This window comes from Fictibacillus sp. KU28468 (assembly GCF_026153615.1).
Taxonomy (GTDB): Bacteria; Bacillota; Bacilli; order Bacillales; family Fictibacillaceae; genus Fictibacillus_C; species Fictibacillus_C marinisediminis.
In genome coordinates this window covers 968,427-985,851 of the sequence record NZ_CP110666.1, presented here as the reverse complement: position 1 = coordinate 985,851, position 17,425 = coordinate 968,427, and the positions used below count along the sequence as shown (strand labels likewise).

The window sequence follows — 17,425 nt, the reverse complement described above, 5'->3', positions numbered from 1 at the left end:
TCACGCTCCTGTATGTATCATTTAGCTGGGATTGTGCAAAACAAAAAAAGCCCTCCCTTCGGAGAGCGAATCAACAGTTAATCAATAAATGATTACAATTGCTTCACCTTTTCCTCGAAGGTTCGCACAGGCAATTAAGGCAGGTCTCCTGACTCTCGATCAACAATCTTCTTTTCCTTCCCATCCTTTGACAGAACAGTGGAAACATAAAAAGATTTCCCGATTACAGTGGCGGGACCGTGCTGGACTTGAACCAGCTTCCCTTTTAACGTTTTATTTGACATAAAACGGACCTTAACCGCATATTCAGCTATATCCATTATACCTCTTACCGGCAAAATGAAAAGTTTAATTTATGTTCAATGATGCCCGGGACTGCGGGCTGACTTCCAGCCAGTCGCTCTTGAGCAGGCCCATAACATGTATATCAAAATACTGATCTTTGTCAAAGTAGGCTTGCCTTCTGACGCCTTCCTTTTGAAACCCCAGGGATTTCAGGAGCTTCAGGCTTTTTGTGTTATATTCGTAGACCTCAGCATCAATCCTGTAGGTCTCATGCTGAAACAGGTGCTGAAAGATGCCTGTCAGTGCTTCCCCCATGTATCCTTTTCCTTGTTCGGCACCGAGTCCGAACCGAAGCCAGCCATAACGCTGCGAGCTTCCCATCCAATTGAAACGGACGTACCCAACAGGCTGCGAGCTCCTCTTTTCGATAATTATCAAGTAAGATTCGTTCAGCTGGCTTAAGCTTTTCTCAATATCCTGCCTTTGATTGCCTTCATTAATTATGGTCATAGAACCTGTAGACATTTTCCGAAAGAGAGGGCCGCTTTTCCATTGTGCGATGACAGAGGCATCACTCACCGTAATTTCCCTGATCTTCAGTCTTTCAAATTCAAGCTCCATTTTCGGCATGTTCCAAGCCTCCCCGTTTGTACCGAGTATGAAATGATTTATTTTATCATAATATGCAGCTCCTCAAATTTAAAGATGATATCTCCTGTCTTTATAGGTTCCCGTGTGAGGTAGGTTTAGAGATTTGAGGATTTTCGCTGAAATAGAGGGAGAAGTCAATCCTAAAAATCCCCTGAGGTCTCGATTTGTAATTGTAGAGCTTACTAGAAGCTTATAGTCATCTAATGAATGGAGATGAGCGATCTTGGAGGAATGATCACACAAAGAGCAAATCCAGTTCGTATACAGCTTTTTCATACCTATAGAAGAACAAACTGGACAATGAACGCCCGTTAAGAGCTCATTAGGCTGTATTTGAAACTTAGATAGTATGTCAGGATTGAAGGGAATATGTTTTTTGTTGAATTGCTTTGCGGCTCTATTGACCTCTTTATTTGTCATAAGTTGAGTTGTGTAACGGGCTTGTAAGCTGCTGATTACCAATGGGAGGTTGGCGCCATGGATAATATTGCGGGACAAATCAGGGGTAAGAGGATTTTTAATGAGGGTATAAGGACTGCTTACGACTATAAGGGACTCGATGGGAATGGGAGGTAGTTTTCTTACAGCTAACCAAGATGTTAGCTGGTTCTGCTGACGCTCTACCTGCAAAAGCGGATCAGGAAAAGCTTCTTCTTTTTCATTATTTACACGGATTAATTGTCGGTAATTTGTATCAAAGGTAAGAATGCCGGATAAGTTTTTCACTTCTAAGATTAAAAAGAAGAACGAAGATAGGATTAGGTAATCCATTTGAAAGTAATAGGGTCCCTCTAGAAGCCGCAGCCCATGAAAAATTGTATACTCCTTTTTGGGAAGTCGTTCAAGGTAATATGCGATTGCCTTTTCACCCTTGTATCCTGCCATTTGTCTGGCATAACTCTGTTCAATTTTCGTGCGTTTTTGGTGATTTATCGGAAGTCTTCGTAATAAAGCCTCTAATTTCTGAATATATATGGGCTGTTTTTGTTCATTCACAATTTAGGGATCACATCCTTCATATGTTTTCCAGTTTATTTCGCTAAAAATCGCTGTTTCTCCTCTTCTGCAGTCTCATCAAATTTGTGTTTTGTAAATACGGTCCATTCTTGAGGATTTACATGCCGATCTCTCAAAAATACATGCCAATCTTCCTGAAATACATGCGAATCTCCCTAAAATACGCGCCAATCACCAAAAAAAACCGCTTGAGACTGATCAGGTCTCAAGCGGTTTACGTAAAATAGCTTATTTTTGAAGATTGTAGAATGCGCTCAATCCAGGGTAGCGGCTGATGCTTGCCAATTCGTCTTCGATACGAAGCAATTGGTTGTACTTCGCTACACGGTCAGTACGGGAAGGAGCACCTGTTTTGATTTGTCCAGCGTTAGTCGCAACAGCGATGTCAGCGATTGTGCTGTCTTCACTTTCACCAGAACGGTGAGAGATTACTGCAGTATAGCCTGCGCGTTTCGCCATTTCGATCGCGTCGAATGTTTCAGTCAGCGTACCGATTTGGTTAACTTTGATAAGGATGGAGTTACCCACACCTTGCTCGATACCCTGAGCAAGTTTGTTTGTGTTCGTTACGAAAAGATCGTCTCCTACAAGCTGGATTTTGTCGCCAAGACGGTCAGTCAATAGCTTGTGGCCTTCCCAGTCGTTTTCATCTAAGCCATCTTCAATGGAGATGATTGGGTATTTAGAAACAAGATCTTCGTAGAAAGCAACCATTTCTTCAGATGTTTTAACAACACCCTCACCAGAAAGATGGTATTTTCCGTCTTCTTTGTTGAAGAGCTCAGAAGAGGCAACATCCATTGCAAGACGAACTTCTTCACCTGGTTTGTAGCCAGCTTTTTCGATCGCTTCCATGATCGTTTGAAGCGCTTCTTCGTTAGAAGAAAGGTTTGGCGCGAATCCGCCTTCGTCTCCTACAGCTGTGTTTAATCCTTTTTCCTTTAACACAGATTTAAGGCTGTGGAAGATTTCAGCTCCCATACGAAGTGCTTCAGAGAATGTTGGTGCGCCGACTGGCATAACCATGAATTCTTGAATGTCAACGTTGTTATCAGCATGCTCTCCGCCGTTTAGGATATTCATCATTGGAACTGGAAGAGTTTTTGCGTTGAATCCTCCAAGGTACATGTACAAAGGAAGACCAAGAAGATCAGCAGCAGCACGAGCTACTGCCATGGATACACCAAGAATCGCGTTTGCTCCGAATTTTCCTTTGTTTTCTGTTCCGTCAAGATCGATCAACGTTTTGTCGATGCCGACTTGATCCAATACATCATATCCGATCAATTCTGGAGCAATTAGTGTGTTTACGTTCTCTACTGCTGTTTGTACACCTTTTCCCAGGTAACGGCCTTTGTCGCCGTCACGAAGCTCAACTGCTTCGTATTCACCAGTGGATGCACCGCTAGGCACGATCGCACGGCCGAATGCACCGGACTCTGTGTAAACTTCTACTTCTACTGTTGGATTCCCGCGGGAGTCCAATACTTCACGAGCATAGACTTCAATAATTGCTGACATAAATTTTCTCTCCTTATCAAACAAGATTTTATGGTGAGGAACAAGGCTGTTCTGCAGGGGCCCTTCTGTCGATCAGCCTTTTCCTGATTTTAAAAATTAGCCCTTAATTAACGTTTCGCCTGTCATCTCTTTAGGCTGTTGGCCGCCGAGAAGGGTCAGGAACGTTGGTGCGAGGTCGGCAAGTTTGCCGCCGTCGCGAAGTTGGATATCCTTTTTCGTAACGATGACTGGCACCGGATTAGTCGTATGAGCAGTCATTGGTTTGCCTTCCATTGTTATCACTTCGTCTGCGTTTCCATGGTCAGCCGTAATGATAGCATAGCCGTCTTTTGCAAGGATCGCATCCACGACTTTCCCTAGGCACTCATCTACTGCTTCAATCGCTTTAACGGTTGGTTCCAGCTTGCCTGAATGCCCGACCATGTCCGGATTGGCAAAGTTCAAAATGATCGCATCATGGTTTTCGGCTTCGATCTCTTTTACAAGAGCGTCCGTCACTTCATACGCGCTCATTTCAGGTTTTAAATCATAGGTCGCCACTTTCGGCGAATCAATCAAAATCCGCGTTTCACCATCAAACTCAGCTTCGCGTCCGCCGCTGAAGAAGAAGGTAACATGCGGGTATTTTTCAGTTTCTGCAATACGCAGCTGTTTATAATTTTGTTGAGAAAGAACTTCTCCCAGCGTGTTGTCCAAGTTCGTAGGTTTGAACGCTACGTCACCTTTGACGGTTTCACTGAAGTTCGTTAAGCACACAAAGTGAATGTCTTTCGGAAAATGATCTCCTCGGTCAAAACCGCGGAAATCTTCATTCGTGAAAACCTGTGAAATCTGAATGGCACGGTCTGGACGGAAGTTGCAGAAAATGATGGCATCTCCGTCTTGGATGGTAGCAACCGGAGAACCGTCTTCTTTCTTCAGTACAGAAGGAAGCACGAATTCATCATAGATTTCATTTTTGTAAGAGTCTTCCACCACTTCGATCGGATCAGTGTAATCCGGACCTTCACCATAAACCATGGCACGGTAGGATTTCTCCACACGATCCCAGCGTTTGTCACGGTCCATAGAGTAATAGCGTCCGGATAATGTAGCGATTTGGCCTAAGCCCAGTTCGTCCATCTTTTTCATTGTTTGCTCGATATAGCCTTTTGCCGATTGCGGAGGAACGTCCCTGCCGTCCAAGAAGCCATGCAGGTAAACATTTTCTACTCCTTGCTTTTTAGCCGTTTCAAGCAATGCAAAGATATGGTCGATGTGGCTGTGGATCCCGCCGTCAGAAAGAAGTCCGAAAATGTGAAGGTTTGTCCCCTTCTTCTTCACTTCATCCATTGCTTCAATAAAGGTTGGGTTTTCATAGAAATCCCCTTCCTTGATCGAAAGATTCACACGGGTAAGGCTTTGGTAAACAATACGGCCAGCACCAATATTCAAATGTCCGACTTCAGAGTTCCCCATCTGGCCTGGAGGAAGCCCTACAGCTTCTCCGCATGCCGTTAAATGGTTGTGAGGATATGTTTCCCAATATCGGTCAAAGTTTGGTTTTTTCGCATGGGCTACAGCATTTCCTTTTTCTTCGCTGCGGCATGCAAAACCATCAAGAATAATCAGTGCGACAGGTTTCTTAGGCATTGTTTACACCTTCCAAAAGCTGAAGGAACGATTGTGGCTCAAGGCTTGCTCCTCCAACGAGAGCACCGTCGATATCAGACATGCCCATTAGTTCTTTGATGTTGCCTGGCTTCACGCTTCCGCCGTATTGAATGCGCACTTGGTCTGCTGCTTCTTGTGAGAATTGTTCAGCGATCACGCTGCGAATGTATCCGCAGACTTCGTTGGCATCTTCAGAGGAAGCTGTTTTTCCCGTACCAATCGCCCAAACTGGCTCATAGGCAACAACTGTACGTTTAACTTGTTCTTCGGAAAGACCTTGAAGTCCTTTTTCCGTTTGTGTTTTTACAACGTCTTTTGTTTGATCTGCTTCACGCTGTTCAAGTGTTTCACCGACACAAACGATTGGAGTTAATCCGTGGTTAAAAGCAGCATGCGTTTTTTGGTTAACGAGCTCATCTGTTTCACCAAAGTACTCGCGGCGCTCGGAGTGTCCAAGAACAACATAGCCAACACCAAGGTCCTTCAGCATAACAGGGCTGATTTCACCTGTGAAAGCTCCATTATCTTCAAAATGCATGTTCTGTGCACCTACACCAAGGTCTGTTCCCTTAGATGCGTTTACGAGTGCGTCCAAGAATAAAGCTGGTGCACAAACAACAGAATCTACTGTATCTGCAGAAGGGATCAATCCTTTCACTTCTTCAACAAAAGATTTTGCTTCAGAAAGGGTTTTATTCATTTTCCAGTTTCCTGCAATAATTGGTTTTCGCATGTTTTTCACCTTCCTAAGAACATACACCATCCCCATAAAGTTCAGGGAACTTCACGGAAAGCTGTACTGCTCTTCGTCGATTTCTTTTCAAACGAGTTTTACTTGTCGTTTAATGCTGTAACGCCAGGAAGCTCTTTGCCTTCCATGAATTCAAGTGAAGCACCGCCGCCTGTTGAGATGTGGCTCATTTTGTCTGCATAGCCAAATTTCTCAACTGCAGCTGCTGAGTCACCGCCGCCGATTACACTGTATGTGTCTTTGGCTTCAGCAAGTGCTTCTGCAACAGAACGGGTTCCTTTAGAGAATGCTTCCATTTCGAAAACACCCATCGGTCCGTTCCATATTACAAGTTTCGAATTCTGAATGGTATTTCGGTACTTTTCAATCGTTTTAGAACCGATATCAAGCCCTTCCCAATCAGACGGGATGGCATCGATGCCCACAACCTTCGTGTTTGCATCGTTTGAGAAGTCATCGGCAACAAGAATATCTTCAGGAATGAGGAAGTTAACTCCCTTTTCCTTCGCTTTTTCCATGAAGCCTTTAGCTGTTTCAATCTTATCTTCTTCCAATAAAGATTTACCTACATCGTGGCCTAAAGCTTTGATGAACGTGTAGCCAAGCCCTCCGCCGATGATCAGGTTGTCCACTTTATCTAGCAGATTATTGATCACGTCGATTTTGTCTTTAACTTTGGCACCGCCAATGATAGCAGTGAAAGGACGGTCAGGATTGGATAGAGCCTTTCCAAGCACATCAAGTTCTTTTTCCATCAGGAATCCTGCAACAGCTGGAAGGTGTTTTGCAACGCCTTCAGTAGATGCGTGCGCACGGTGGGCTGCACCGAATGCATCGTTCACATACACGTCAGCGAGTTCAGCAAATTTCTGTGCTAATTCAGGATCATTTTTTTCTTCTCCAGGATAAAAGCGGACGTTCTCAAGAAGAATGACGCCTCCGCTGTCAAGGCTTGACAGCGCACTCTTCACTTCTTCGCCGTATGCTTCGTCCGTTTTTACAACTTCTTTGCCAAGGAGATCGCTTAAGCGCTGTGCCACTGGGGTCAAGCGAAGCTCTTCGGCCACTTGGCCTTTCGGGCGTCCGAGATGGCTCGCCAATAAAACTTTGGCACCTTGCTCTGTTAAGTATTGAATCGTTGGGAGTGCCGCACGGATTCGAGTATCGTCGGTAATTTTCCCATTTTCCATCGGAACGTTAAAGTCAACGCGGCAGAAGACCACTTTTCCATTAACATCGATGTCACGAACTGTTTTCTTGTTCATAAGTATAACCTCCTGACAGTCTTAAATTAGAGAAGAAGAGAATCCCTTTTACACACCCTAGTTTAACCTAAAATGCGCAGGTGAAAACGGGAAGTTCCGGTACTGCGCCCGTCTTCCGTAAATCTTAAGTTTAAAAGAAAAGCTTTTAGCAACATGAAACTGCTAAGAGTTCCTTACAAGGGAAAGAGGGTAAGGGCATCTTTCAACCCTTCCCCTCTACTTTAAATCTCTCTATTATTAAAGTCCTTTTTTAGCAATAAAGTCAATAAGGTCTACAACACGGCTGGAGTATCCAGTTTCGTTGTCGTACCAAGAGATCACTTTAACCATGTTGCCTTCCATAACCATTGTAGAAAGACCGTCAACTGTAGAAGAGTTAGTGTTGCCGTTATAGTCAGTTGAAACAAGCGGCTCATCGCTGTAGCCAAGAATGCCTTTTAGTGGGCCTTCAGCTGCTTCTTTCAATGCTGCATTGATTTCTTCTGCAGAAACTTCTTTGTCGAGTTCAGCAACAAGGTCTACTAATGATACGTTTGGAGTTGGAACACGCATTGCCATACCGTTTAGTTTTCCTTTTAGTTCAGGAAGTACTAGAGAAACAGCTTTTGCAGCACCAGTTGTTGTAGGAATGATGTTTTCTGCAGCAGCACGTGCACGACGGTAGTCTTTATGCGGAAGATCAAGGATTTGCTGATCATTTGTGTATGAGTGAACAGTTGTCATCATACCGCGTTTGATACCGAATTTTTCGTTTAGTACTTTAGCGAAAGGAGCCAGGCAGTTTGTTGTACAAGAAGCGTTAGAAATTACATCGTGGCTTCCAGCATCGTATTTGTCTTCGTTAACACCCATTACTACAGTGATATCTTCGTCACTTGCAGGAGCAGAGATGATAACTTTTTTAGCGCCAGCTTCTAGGTGTTTAGCAGCGTCAGCACGTTTTGTGAAACGTCCAGTAGATTCAACAACTACTTCTACACCAAGGTCTCCCCATCCTAATTGAGCAGGGTCACGCTCAGCCAATACTTTGATTTCTTTGCCGTTTACGATCAGCGTATTTTCGCCGACTTCAACAGTCGCATCAAGCTTTCCGTGTACAGTGTCATGCTTCAATAGGAAAGCAAGCATGTTTGCGTCTGTTAAATCATTAACAGCCACCACTTCTACGTTAGGGTTGTTTAGCGCTGCACGAAATACGTTACGGCCAATACGACCGAATCCATTAATACCAACTTTAGTTGCCATTTAAAATGACCTCCTTATAATTAGAAAGAAAAATATAGTTAAAGGGAAAACCCTTTAGTCACACAATAAGTTACATAGTCTTTCACAAGCTTGCAAGAAGTTTGTTTGCTGCCCCTTCATCGGTGATCAGCACCTTCTTGGGGCCATGCTTCATGAATGCCGCGATCGCTTCTGCTTTCGAAGCACCACCTGCAACAGCCATGATGAAATCACTATTTTTCAGGTCATTCAATTGAAGACCGATCGTTCGAACACGATGCACTACTTCTCCATGATGGTCGAAGTAATAGCCGAAAGCTTCCGCTACCGCTTTTTCGTGTTCGAGTTTTTCCAGCACAGCAGAAGAAGAATTCCTTCTGTTGGCCATTGTTTTAGCATCGCCAATTCCATGGATGACTATACTTGCTGAACGGATCAGCTCCATGACTTCTTTTACCCCGGGTTCCTCAATCAGTGAAAGGTAAGTTTCCTTACTAAGTTGATCCGGTAAATGAAGCAGACGGTACTCACCTCGTGCTTTTACAGCCATCGTTGAACAGATGGTGTTTGCCTGATTTTCTACCTTTTCGCCTAGACCGCCTCTGGCTGGGACAAACAGAAGGTCTTGGTCCTTGTTTCCAGGAGTCATCATTTCAGCAACAGCAGCGATGGTTGTGCCGCCGGTCACTGCAATGACATTATTGCCTGTTAACTCCTGTTTCAGCCTCATTACTGCCGCCTTGCCCATTTCACTTTTAATCCAAGGATCTTCATCACTGTCGCCAGGAACGATAATCACTTCAGACAGGTTTAAGTTTTCCCTTAACTTCATTTCTAAAACGCGAAGTCCGGCGAGTTCATTCATTAGAACTTCCAGCCGTTCAAGAACATCTAATCCGTCAGGAGTAAGCGACATACCGCCCGGCAGGATGGAAAGCAGCCCCTGGTCTTTCAAAAAGCTGACCTCCGCACGGAGAACCCTTTCCGTCATATTGAGGTTGATGGCAAGGCTTCGTCTGCCGATGGGTTCATGAAAGCGAACAATTTTAAGTATGCTGTATCGTTTTCTCATAACCTCCAGAAGATCAGGCAAAAGCTTCTTCTGTATTTCTATCAAATCGTTCATCATGCATTCCCCTTGTCTTTTTGTACGGCAGAACATAAGAGGAGTCCAATACTTCTAGGGACATTTTTCGTCCCGGTTAGCCATTTTACGTCCCAATGATGCTATAAAAAAATGACTATGTTTAAGTCTCCTTCATTCTAACAAAACATGTGACAACATTTCAACAAAAATTACTTATCAATTGTAAGTAAACGCTTTCTTAATGATTCCTTATGAATCTGCCCGTACTGAATCTCTTCATCCGCTACCGTAATCACCGGGATCATCATCCCATATTTTTCGATGAGTTCATCTGATCGGTAAATATCAACTTTTTGGATCTCCATCGGAATTTCCTCTTGAAGTTCCTCTAATATAGTATGCGCTTTATCGCAGAGCGGACAATGGTGTTTTGTATAAAATGTGATCGAAAGTGGACTCATACTCAACATTCCCTTTTCATCTTTTTTTATTCGTACTCTTGTTATCAATATAAATTAAAAACAAAGCACCTGGCTTGGCTTAATAAGAAAAGCGCAGGCGCCCGGTTTAGGTCCGACAAGCGCTGGAACTATTGCCCCGCAACACGCTTTTTGTGTTGAAGGGCAAGAGTGAAGCATCGCTTCTACGCTCGGGTGTCAGGAATATCTTTTCCGCTTGGAAGAGGAAGCGATGTTCAGCTCCTCTCTGTACTTGGCGACCGTACGCCTTGAGATGCTCAAGCCCTTTTCGCTGGCAAGCATTTCGGCAATCGCCTGATCAGACAGCGGCTTTGCTTTATCTTCTGCTTCAATTACTTTTCTTATGGCAAGCTTGGCCGTTTGGGCAGAAGCGTTCTCTCCGTTTACCGTTTCGATTTTTGCTGTAAAAAAATATTTCAGTTCGAATGCGCCTTTCGGTGTTTGAATGACCTTGTTTTTAACCGCCCGGCTGACTGTTGATTCGTGCATGCCGATCCGTTCAGCTACTTCCCTTAAGGTAATCGGAACGAGATGTTCAGGGCCCCTTTTTAAAAAGTTCTGCTGAACTGAGACGATCTCTTTGGCGATCATGATGAGCGTGTTCTTTCTTTGTTCAAGGCTCTTCTGCAGCCATTGAAGCTTTTGATAATATTCCTGCAAGTACTGTGCAGCACCGCTGGCCTTTGATTTTAATAAATGAGCATAGCTTTCATTCAGCTGCACTTTGGGCGTGAAATGATCGTTGATGGCGAGTTTGTACGTTCCATTATCTTCAAAGACGGAAAGGTCTGGATACAAGTATCCCAGTTCACTGTGGCTGGACAGTTTTTGCCCCGGCTTCGGATCAAGAGTCAGAATAAAGTCGGCAGCCTGTTCTACAGCCTGTACATTCGTTCCAAGAGCAGCAGCAATCTGCTTAATTTTTCGGTCAGCGAGCTGATCAAGGTGAGTATCAGCGATAAGGTAGGACAGATCATCCTCCATGCCAAGCGATTTCAATTGCAGTAGAAGACATTCCCTAAGGTTACGGGCTCCAATGCCTGACGGCTCCAGCTGATGAAGCCAATCTATGGCTTCATCATATCTTTCGGTGCTGATTCCGAAACGCTGTTTAATCTCATCTTCCGTTATATCCAGGTATCCGGCCTGGTCTATATTTAAGATGAGATAGCGGACAACAGCTGCAATCTCATCTGATGCAGGTATGGCTAACGCTTGATGAAGCAGGCGGTCGTGCATGGTTTCTTCAGCAGGCTGCATCATCCCGATTACATCCGCATCTTGCGTTGTTTTACTTTTTTGAAGCGCTTTCTTTTTATCGGTATTAAAAAAGACTGGCGAATCCACCAACTCAATGAGGGGATTTTCTACCGCTTGTTCTTGTAAAAATTGAGAAAGTTCATAGCAAGGATATTGCAGGATGGCAATGGCCTGGCGAAGCTCTGCAGTCATGACAAGACTTAAATTTTGTTGTTGAAATAATCCCAGCTCCATTATAAATCCCTCCCGTTACTATGATACTATAGAATGTCAGCAGGCAACACTGAAAAAGATTTGAAGTTCCTTCCATCAGGTTAACACTGCTGGAGCTTGCGATTTTTGGGCACAAAAAAAAGGACCATTACTGGCCCTTTTATCACGCTATTAAAGTTTAGTAACGTTAGCAGCTTGAGGTCCGCGAGCACCATCAACGATTTCAAAAGATACTTCTTGACCTTCGTCTAAAGATTTGAAACCTTCAGATTGGATAGCAGAAAAGTGTACGAATACATCGTCTCCACCTTCAACTTCGATGAAACCGAATCCTTTTTCTGCGTTGAACCATTTTACTTTCCCGTTTTGCATGGGTATATCCTCCTGTCGGCGCGTTAAAGCGCTTTAAAAATTGGAACCATGTGACAATGCTACAAAAACTAAAAGAAAACACATATTGTTTACATCCAGTCATAATAACACGTATATGGTCAGCACAACTATATCATGGTAATTTCCAATTGTCAAAACAAGTCGCTTAATTTATTCTTGGTGCCTGTCACCAAGAAAATAATTTTCTGTTTTGGTGCCTGGCACCGGAATCTGATACTATATAAACAGTTGAAACGAAGGAGTGCTGCAACCATGGCTGAACAATTTTCAGTGGCTTTTTTTGAAGAAAATTTCAAACAATACATCGAACGGAACAAAGACGTGTTCACGAAATCGCACGCAATGAATGCCTATTACCGATCCATTGTCGGAACCCTCATCAATGACCATCTCAACAAAAACGCAGAAATCGTCCGCCGGATCCGAAATCTCGAAACAGCTTATACAAATGTAAAGAATAGCTGATCCTCTTTAACTACAAAACTTTTGACGTGCCATACGTTTAAAACCTGGTGTCGCGGGAATGATGATGATAGTCTAAACATATTGTTAAATAAAGGATTGTGAAGCCTCTACATAGAATTATCAACAAAGAAGCTTTTCGTTTGACCTTTTTTGACCTTTTTTGTATGATGTCAGTAACACATGAAAACACACCATAAAAGGAGGATTATTCATGAATTTAATTCCTACAGTTATTGAACAAACGAACCGTGGCGAACGTGCATATGATATTTACTCCCGTCTGTTAAAAGACCGTATTATCATGCTTGGAAGCGGCATTGATGACAATGTATCCAACTCTATCGTAGCTCAGCTGCTCTTTCTTGCTGCCGAGGACCCTGAAAAGGATATCTCCCTTTACATAAACAGTCCTGGCGGATCCATCACAGCAGGTATGGCGATTTATGATACGATGAACTTCATCAAGCCTAACGTTTCCACGATCTGCATCGGTATGGCGGCTTCCATGGGAGCATTCTTGCTTGCAGCCGGTGAAAAAGGAAAACGCTATGTACTTCCAAACTCTGAGGTTATGATTCACCAGCCTCTAGGCGGAACACGCGGACAGGCAACAGACATTGAAATTCATGCTCGCCGTATCATCCAAATGCGCGAACAGCTTAACAAAATTCTTTCTGAAAAAACAGGCCAGCCTCTTGAAGTGATCGAGCGCGATACAGACCGTGACAACTTCATGCTAGCTGAGGATGCTGTAAAATACGGACTTGTTGACCGTGTCATCTCTTCCGTAGAAGATCCTAAAAACATTTAATGAAATGAAAACAAGAAAGCCGCTCATCTTTTTACGAGCGGCTTTTATTTTGGGGAGATGATCATGAACCTATACAATGTCCTGGTTTCCATCGGAGTCATCTTCATCGCAATTTTAATATTGGCGATGTTCGCCCGGACAAAACGGTAAAGCTTCTTCGGTATCAGGGCTTTCTAGCAATGGGAGACAGTTTACTTAATATGTGTTTGGCTAGTATTTCTTATATTTTGGCCAGAAAATCCGCAGTTTCGGACAGTAAATATCATTTCCAGCCAGTATTTCTTCGTTTTGGCCAGTAACCGGCAATCTGCGAACCCTACATGCGGCAAAACGCCCCATAACAACAAAAAAACAGGGCAAAAGCTCTTCGATGATGATAGGATCATATCGAACCCGCTTTTGCCCTTTTACTTCTTCTATTTTCTTCAATAAAACCTAGTTCTGCTCCGTAATGAAGGCTTCAAGCCCCTTGATCGCTTCTTCTTCATCATGTCCGCTAACAGAAATGGTAATATCGACGCCAGATCCGATGGCCAGGCTCATGATTCCCATAATACTTTTTGCATTGACTTTTTTTCCGTCTTTTTCTACAAATACTTCAGAGTTGTAACGGTTCGCTTCCTGCACAAATAAGGCAGCCGGACGGGCTTGCAATCCGGTTTTCAATTGAACAGTTACCTTCTTCTCGATCATTGCTGTTCCTCCTTTTAAAGATTAGTGTGTAGTTTTGTTTTTATTTCGAAATGGGTTGTCCTAACCGAATTTTGTCAGCGATTTCATCAATTTTCCGAAGCCTGTGGTTGACGCCCGATTTGCTTACTGCGCCTGAAGAAACCATCTCACCTAGCTCTTTCAGGGTAATTTCCTGATGGGCGACGCGGAGTTCAGCGATCTCGCGGAGTTTGTCAGGAAGAACTTCGAGACCAACCTGGTTTTCAATAAATTTGATATTCTCGACCTGCCTCATTGCTGCACCCACTGTTTTGTTCAAATTGGCGGTTTCGCAGTTTACGAGGCGGTTGACGGAGTTTCTCATATCCTTCAAGATCCTGACGTCCTCAAAATAGAGCATAGCGTTGTGCGCTCCAATTAAAGTAAGGAACTCAGATATCTTTTCCCCGTCTTTCAAATAAATAATGTATCCTTTTTTGCGTTCAAGCATTTTTGCCTTTAGATCAAAGGTGTTCATCAGCTCGCACAGGGCTGCTGTATGTTCCTCATACATTGAAAAAATCTCAAGATGGTAACTCGTTTCCGGATGATTGATAGATCCTCCGGCAAGAAAAGCACCTCTCATGTATGATCGGCGGCAGCAGGAATTCTTTTGAATGTTTTTTGCGATCCCCCTGTTGAACGTGAAGGTTTCATCTATGATATTTAAATCCTCTAGAAGAGCTCTTGCTTCCTGAGTGAGCCTGACGATGTACACGTTGTTTTTCTTCAGCCTCATTTTTTTCCGGACCAGGAGTTCCACATGATAGGAGTACACTCTCTTGATCAATGTATAGATAAGCCGGGCAATGGCGGCATTCTCAGTTGGAATATCCAGAACGATCTGGCGGTTCGAAAAAGAGATAGAACCATTCATTCGGATCAGCGCTGCCAATTCCGCCTTTGCACAGCAATCTTTCATCTCCAGTTGGGTCAGTTCTTTTTTTGTTTCTGCCGCAAAAGACATCTTTTTCACCCCTCTTCTATCCACTACGGTAACGTGAGGGTTAGATAGCTGTTATTCAGCCTTCAATTTCTGAAAAAACTACTCCTTTATCCCAGTAATGAAAGAAGCAGTTCAGATACACGTTTCGCATCATGGCGCACTAAAGTGCCATATTGAATTATATTATCACTAATGATCTTAAAACCAAAAGATTTTAAAAGATCCATATCGCAGGTAACCTGTTCGGCTCCCTCTTCGCGATAGAGTTCCAAAAATTCTTCAGGAATAATTTCATTGTTAACGATCACGACATCAACAATTTTATCGCCGACGTGATCAATCAGTGCCTGGACATGGTCACTTGCTGAAAAGTGGTTCGTTTCCCCTTTTTGAGTCATGGCGTTACAAACATAAACTCTAGGCACCGTTGACTTGAGAACGGCATCCCGAATACCGCCAACCAATAAATTGGGCAGGATGCTCGTATAAAGGCTTCCGGGTCCCACAACAATCAAGTCAGCCTCATTGATCGCGTTTACGCTGGCCTCTAATGGTTCGATATGGTCAGGCGTAAGAAACACACGCTTAATTCGTTTATTGCGGAGAGGAATTTTGGACTCCCCGGTAATAAATGAACCATCTTCATATTCTGCGTTTAAGATGACGCTTTTATTAGCCGCCGGCAGCACTTGCCCTCGGACATTCAGCACCTTGCTCAGTTCCCTGATCCCCATGACAAAATCCCCGGTGATGTCATGCATGGCAGCCAGCAGCAAATTCCCCAGGGAATGGCCGGTAATGCCGTCACCTGTCGTAAAACGATGCTGAAAAAGCCGTTCCACTAGAGGTTCAACCTCAGAGAGTGCAGCAAGGACGTTGCGCACGTCTCCCGGTGGAGGCATATCGTAATCTTTTCGGAGTCGGCCAGAGCTGCCTCCATCATCAGCAACGGTAACGATCGCCGTAATGTCTACGGGAAAGCTCTTTAAGCCTCTGAGAAGAACGGAAAGCCCGGTGCCTCCTCCCAGAACGACTATTTTAGATATAGGTTTCATTTAAGACTTATCCTTTCCCATGTCACGATGGCTGCTCAATGTAACAAACTCTTTGGACAAAGCATTCTTAATGTACTCTGCCAGAGCAACCGAGCGGTGTTTTCCGCCTGTGCAGCCAATTCCGATAATCAGCTGGCTTTTCCCTTCCCGCTTATATTGTGGAATCATAAAATTTAATAGATCGATAAGCTTTTCAAGAAAAGTCTTTGTTTCAGGCCACCGCAATACATATTCTGAAATATCCGGTTCTAGTCCAGTTCTTGGCCGCATGTGGTCAATGTAATGTGGGTTCGGCAAAAATCGCACATCAAATACGAGATCGGCATCGATCGGCATCCCGTATTTAAAACCAAATGACATGACATTTACGGTAAATGGATGGGACTTTTCCGAAGAAAATCGCTCAATAATCTTTTCGCGGAGCTGAATCGGTTTAAGATCCGTTGTATCGATCACTTGCTGTGCAAGGCCTTTTAGCTCTTCCAGCATTCCACGTTCCTGCATGATTCCCTGAAGAGGATTTCCGCTTTTCGCCAGGGGATGCGACCGTCTTGTTTCTTTGTATCTGCGGACGAGCGCTGCATCCTTGCTTTCAAGGTAAATAATCTGTGGCTGAATGTGAGAGTGGACAGGCAGCTGATCAAGCGTTGAAAACAGCTGGTCAAAAAACTCGCGTCCCCTTAAGTCCATGACAAGTGCCACTTTATTCAGCTTTCCATGTGACTCCTCCATAAGCTCAACAAACTTTGGCAATAATGCGGGAGGAAGATTATCAACACAAAAGAAGCCCAGGTCTTCAAAACTCTGCATCGCTACTGTTTTTCCTGCCCCGGACATCCCAGTTATAATTACCATTTGAACGTCCTGCTGCTCCATAACCGTTCCCCCCTCTTATTCTAAAAATCGTTAAAATATCGTTGATGTATTGTATGTGTTTAATCCTGCCGCCGTGTAAACTGCCGATCAAGCCGGATCGAGGCGATAGGACAGCAGTTCAAAATCCGGTGTATACGTGAACGTTCCAAAAATCATTCCCGTCCCGGTGAGAACATAATCCAAAATATGATGATCTCCAGGCGCCATCGGCAATGAACGTATTTCAGAGGCCTTTTTCCAGGCTAGAATCCCTTCATCAGACTCTTCCAGTGCCTCTCCTTCAGCTTCGGTTGCCAAAAAGGTGAACATCATCCATTCAGAAATAATCTTGTCTTTTTCTTTGATAATAAAATTAAATACACCCTTCAACTGAGGGTTTTTAATATAAACTCCTGTTTCTTCACGGTATTCCCGAATGACAGAATCCCTGATGGATTCCTCTGACTCCATCTTGCCGCCAGGGGCAACCCACCAGCCTCTTCTTGGTTTCTGCAAGAGAAGCACTTCGTTTTCTTTGACTAAAACACAGTTTGTTACTCTTTGCACAATGTTCACCTCAATCACCTGTTACATTAACTTTAGTATACTAAAAAATGCCACTCCTCACAATGAACACGTATCTCCATTATTAAGGATAGAACTAGTATTCCACAAAAAAAAGGCGCGGAATGCTTCCGCGCCAAAAGTCTTGCAATTTATAAAAAGGGGGTCAATTTCTTATTATTTATAGTACCCCATTTTTATTTCACCACTGTTACAGTC

The 17,425-nt window shown here is 43.7% G+C and carries 19 protein-coding genes and 1 riboswitch; of the genes, 2 read left to right on the top strand and 17 right to left on the bottom strand.

The features are described 5' to 3' along the window. Positions 1 to 120 precede the first annotated feature (120 nt). Positions 121 to 312: riboswitch (cobalamin riboswitch) on the bottom strand. Positions 313 to 348: 36 nt separating this feature from the next. The 11 genes from OKX00_RS04885 to cspD all read right to left on the bottom strand — a co-directional run bounded on the left by OKX00_RS04885 (position 349) and on the right by cspD (position 11,778). Beyond that, a complete protein-coding gene (locus OKX00_RS04885; protein WP_265409642.1) occupies positions 349 to 915 on the bottom strand; it encodes a GNAT family N-acetyltransferase in 567 nt (188 codons plus the stop codon). 69 nt (positions 916 to 984) lie between these two features. Beyond that, the gene (locus OKX00_RS04880) at positions 985 to 1,932 is read right to left on the bottom strand and encodes a nuclease-related domain-containing protein (protein ID WP_265409641.1); all 948 of its coding nucleotides are present in this window, start codon (positions 1,930 to 1,932) and stop codon (positions 985 to 987) included. A gap of 249 nt (positions 1,933 to 2,181) precedes the next feature. Next, positions 2,182 to 3,474 (bottom strand): phosphopyruvate hydratase, encoded by a 1,293-nt coding sequence (eno, locus tag OKX00_RS04875; RefSeq protein ID WP_053357097.1) that lies wholly within the window; start codon positions 3,472 to 3,474, stop codon positions 2,182 to 2,184. Positions 3,475 to 3,570: 96 nt separating this feature from the next. Continuing rightward, complete coding sequence (gpmI, locus tag OKX00_RS04870) at positions 3,571 to 5,106, bottom strand: 2,3-bisphosphoglycerate-independent phosphoglycerate mutase (protein ID WP_265409640.1); 1,536 nt, start codon at positions 5,104 to 5,106, stop codon at positions 3,571 to 3,573. Further along, a complete protein-coding gene (gene tpiA, locus OKX00_RS04865; protein ID WP_091002998.1) occupies positions 5,099 to 5,860 on the bottom strand; it encodes a triose-phosphate isomerase in 762 nt (253 codons plus the stop codon). Before tpiA ends, gpmI begins: the two co-directional genes overlap by 8 nt. 98 nt (positions 5,861 to 5,958) lie before the next feature. Then, positions 5,959 to 7,143, bottom strand: coding sequence for a phosphoglycerate kinase (locus OKX00_RS04860; RefSeq protein WP_053357094.1), 1,185 nt, complete (start codon positions 7,141 to 7,143; stop codon positions 5,959 to 5,961). A 237-nt stretch (positions 7,144 to 7,380) separates the two neighbouring features. Then, positions 7,381 to 8,388 (bottom strand): type I glyceraldehyde-3-phosphate dehydrogenase, encoded by a 1,008-nt coding sequence (gene gap / locus OKX00_RS04855; RefSeq protein ID WP_091002994.1) that lies wholly within the window; start codon positions 8,386 to 8,388, stop codon positions 7,381 to 7,383. A gap of 82 nt (positions 8,389 to 8,470) precedes the next feature. Then, positions 8,471 to 9,493: a sugar-binding transcriptional regulator gene (locus OKX00_RS04850; protein WP_053357092.1), complete on the bottom strand. Its 1,023-nt coding sequence runs from the start codon at positions 9,491 to 9,493 to the stop codon at positions 8,471 to 8,473. A gap of 170 nt (positions 9,494 to 9,663) precedes the next feature. Continuing rightward, the gene (locus OKX00_RS04845; protein WP_053357091.1) at positions 9,664 to 9,915 is read right to left on the bottom strand and encodes a glutaredoxin family protein; all 252 of its coding nucleotides are present in this window, start codon (positions 9,913 to 9,915) and stop codon (positions 9,664 to 9,666) included. A gap of 195 nt (positions 9,916 to 10,110) precedes the next feature. Beyond that, positions 10,111 to 11,427: an RNA polymerase factor sigma-54 gene (gene rpoN / locus OKX00_RS04840; protein ID WP_265409639.1), complete on the bottom strand. Its 1,317-nt coding sequence runs from the start codon at positions 11,425 to 11,427 to the stop codon at positions 10,111 to 10,113. 150 nt (positions 11,428 to 11,577) lie between these two features. Then, on the bottom strand, positions 11,578 to 11,778 hold the full coding sequence (gene cspD / locus OKX00_RS04835; RefSeq protein ID WP_053357089.1) for a cold-shock protein CspD: 201 nt from the start codon (positions 11,776 to 11,778) through the stop codon (positions 11,578 to 11,580). 273 nt (positions 11,779 to 12,051) lie between these two features. Here cspD and yvfG point away from each other — a divergent pair, with 273 nt between their 5' ends. Then, positions 12,052 to 12,264 (top strand): protein YvfG, encoded by a 213-nt coding sequence (gene yvfG / locus OKX00_RS04830; RefSeq protein WP_053357088.1) that lies wholly within the window; start codon positions 12,052 to 12,054, stop codon positions 12,262 to 12,264. Between the two features lie 211 nt (positions 12,265 to 12,475). Continuing rightward, positions 12,476 to 13,075, top strand: a complete 600-nt coding sequence (clpP, locus tag OKX00_RS04825; protein ID WP_053357087.1) for an ATP-dependent Clp endopeptidase proteolytic subunit ClpP — start codon at positions 12,476 to 12,478, stop codon at positions 13,073 to 13,075. Between the two features lie 210 nt (positions 13,076 to 13,285). On the opposite strand, the gene OKX00_RS04820 is transcribed toward clpP, so the two are convergent. From OKX00_RS04820 to OKX00_RS04795, 6 genes are all read right to left on the bottom strand, one after another. Beyond that, positions 13,286 to 13,504 carry a hypothetical protein gene (locus OKX00_RS04820; protein ID WP_265409638.1) on the bottom strand — a complete coding sequence of 73 codons (219 nt, stop codon included), beginning with the start codon at positions 13,502 to 13,504 and terminating at the stop codon, positions 13,286 to 13,288. A gap of 6 nt (positions 13,505 to 13,510) precedes the next feature. Beyond that, on the bottom strand, positions 13,511 to 13,768 hold the full coding sequence (locus tag OKX00_RS04815) for an HPr family phosphocarrier protein (RefSeq protein WP_265409637.1): 258 nt from the start codon (positions 13,766 to 13,768) through the stop codon (positions 13,511 to 13,513). Positions 13,769 to 13,808: 40 nt separating this feature from the next. Then, on the bottom strand, positions 13,809 to 14,753 hold the full coding sequence (gene whiA / locus OKX00_RS04810; RefSeq protein ID WP_265409636.1) for a DNA-binding protein WhiA: 945 nt from the start codon (positions 14,751 to 14,753) through the stop codon (positions 13,809 to 13,811). An 86-nt stretch (positions 14,754 to 14,839) separates the two neighbouring features. Next, positions 14,840 to 15,787 (bottom strand): gluconeogenesis factor YvcK family protein, encoded by a 948-nt coding sequence (locus OKX00_RS04805; protein WP_062237976.1) that lies wholly within the window; start codon positions 15,785 to 15,787, stop codon positions 14,840 to 14,842. Then, on the bottom strand, positions 15,788 to 16,663 hold the full coding sequence (gene rapZ, locus OKX00_RS04800) for an RNase adapter RapZ (protein WP_062237974.1): 876 nt from the start codon (positions 16,661 to 16,663) through the stop codon (positions 15,788 to 15,790). It lies immediately after the preceding gene. 87 nt (positions 16,664 to 16,750) lie between these two features. After that, positions 16,751 to 17,209, bottom strand: a complete 459-nt coding sequence (locus tag OKX00_RS04795; protein WP_053358469.1) for an NUDIX hydrolase — start codon at positions 17,207 to 17,209, stop codon at positions 16,751 to 16,753. Between the last annotated feature and the right edge of the window lie 216 nt (positions 17,210 to 17,425).

Bases quoted from the DNA above. Each gene is read 5' to 3' on its own strand.
- OKX00_RS04885 (WP_265409642.1), bottom strand. From the start codon at position 915: ATGCCGAAAATGGAGCTTGAATTTGAAAGACTGAAGATCAGGGAAATT.
- eno (WP_053357097.1), bottom strand. From the start codon at position 3,474: ATGTCAGCAATTATTGAAGTCTATGCTCGTGAAGTATTGGACTCCCGC.
- gpmI (WP_265409640.1), bottom strand. From the start codon at position 5,106: ATGCCTAAGAAACCTGTCGCACTGATTATTCTTGATGGTTTTGCATGC.
- tpiA (WP_091002998.1), bottom strand. From the start codon at position 5,860: ATGCGAAAACCAATTATTGCAGGAAACTGGAAAATGAATAAAACCCTT.
- OKX00_RS04860 (WP_053357094.1), bottom strand. From the start codon at position 7,143: ATGAACAAGAAAACAGTTCGTGACATCGATGTTAATGGAAAAGTGGTC.
- gap (WP_091002994.1), bottom strand. From the start codon at position 8,388: ATGGCAACTAAAGTTGGTATTAATGGATTCGGTCGTATTGGCCGTAAC.
- OKX00_RS04850 (WP_053357092.1), bottom strand. From the start codon at position 9,493: ATGAACGATTTGATAGAAATACAGAAGAAGCTTTTGCCTGATCTTCTG.
- OKX00_RS04845 (WP_053357091.1), bottom strand. From the start codon at position 9,915: ATGAGTCCACTTTCGATCACATTTTATACAAAACACCATTGTCCGCTC.
- rpoN (WP_265409639.1), bottom strand. From the start codon at position 11,427: ATGGAGCTGGGATTATTTCAACAACAAAATTTAAGTCTTGTCATGACT.
- cspD (WP_053357089.1), bottom strand. From the start codon at position 11,778: ATGCAAAACGGGAAAGTAAAATGGTTCAACGCAGAAAAAGGATTCGGT.
- yvfG (WP_053357088.1), top strand. From the start codon at position 12,052: ATGGCTGAACAATTTTCAGTGGCTTTTTTTGAAGAAAATTTCAAACAA.
- clpP (WP_053357087.1), top strand. From the start codon at position 12,476: ATGAATTTAATTCCTACAGTTATTGAACAAACGAACCGTGGCGAACGT.
- OKX00_RS04815 (WP_265409637.1), bottom strand. From the start codon at position 13,768: ATGATCGAGAAGAAGGTAACTGTTCAATTGAAAACCGGATTGCAAGCC.
- whiA (WP_265409636.1), bottom strand. From the start codon at position 14,753: ATGTCTTTTGCGGCAGAAACAAAAAAAGAACTGACCCAACTGGAGATG.
- OKX00_RS04805 (WP_062237976.1), bottom strand. From the start codon at position 15,787: ATGAAACCTATATCTAAAATAGTCGTTCTGGGAGGAGGCACCGGGCTT.
- rapZ (WP_062237974.1), bottom strand. From the start codon at position 16,663: ATGGAGCAGCAGGACGTTCAAATGGTAATTATAACTGGGATGTCCGGG.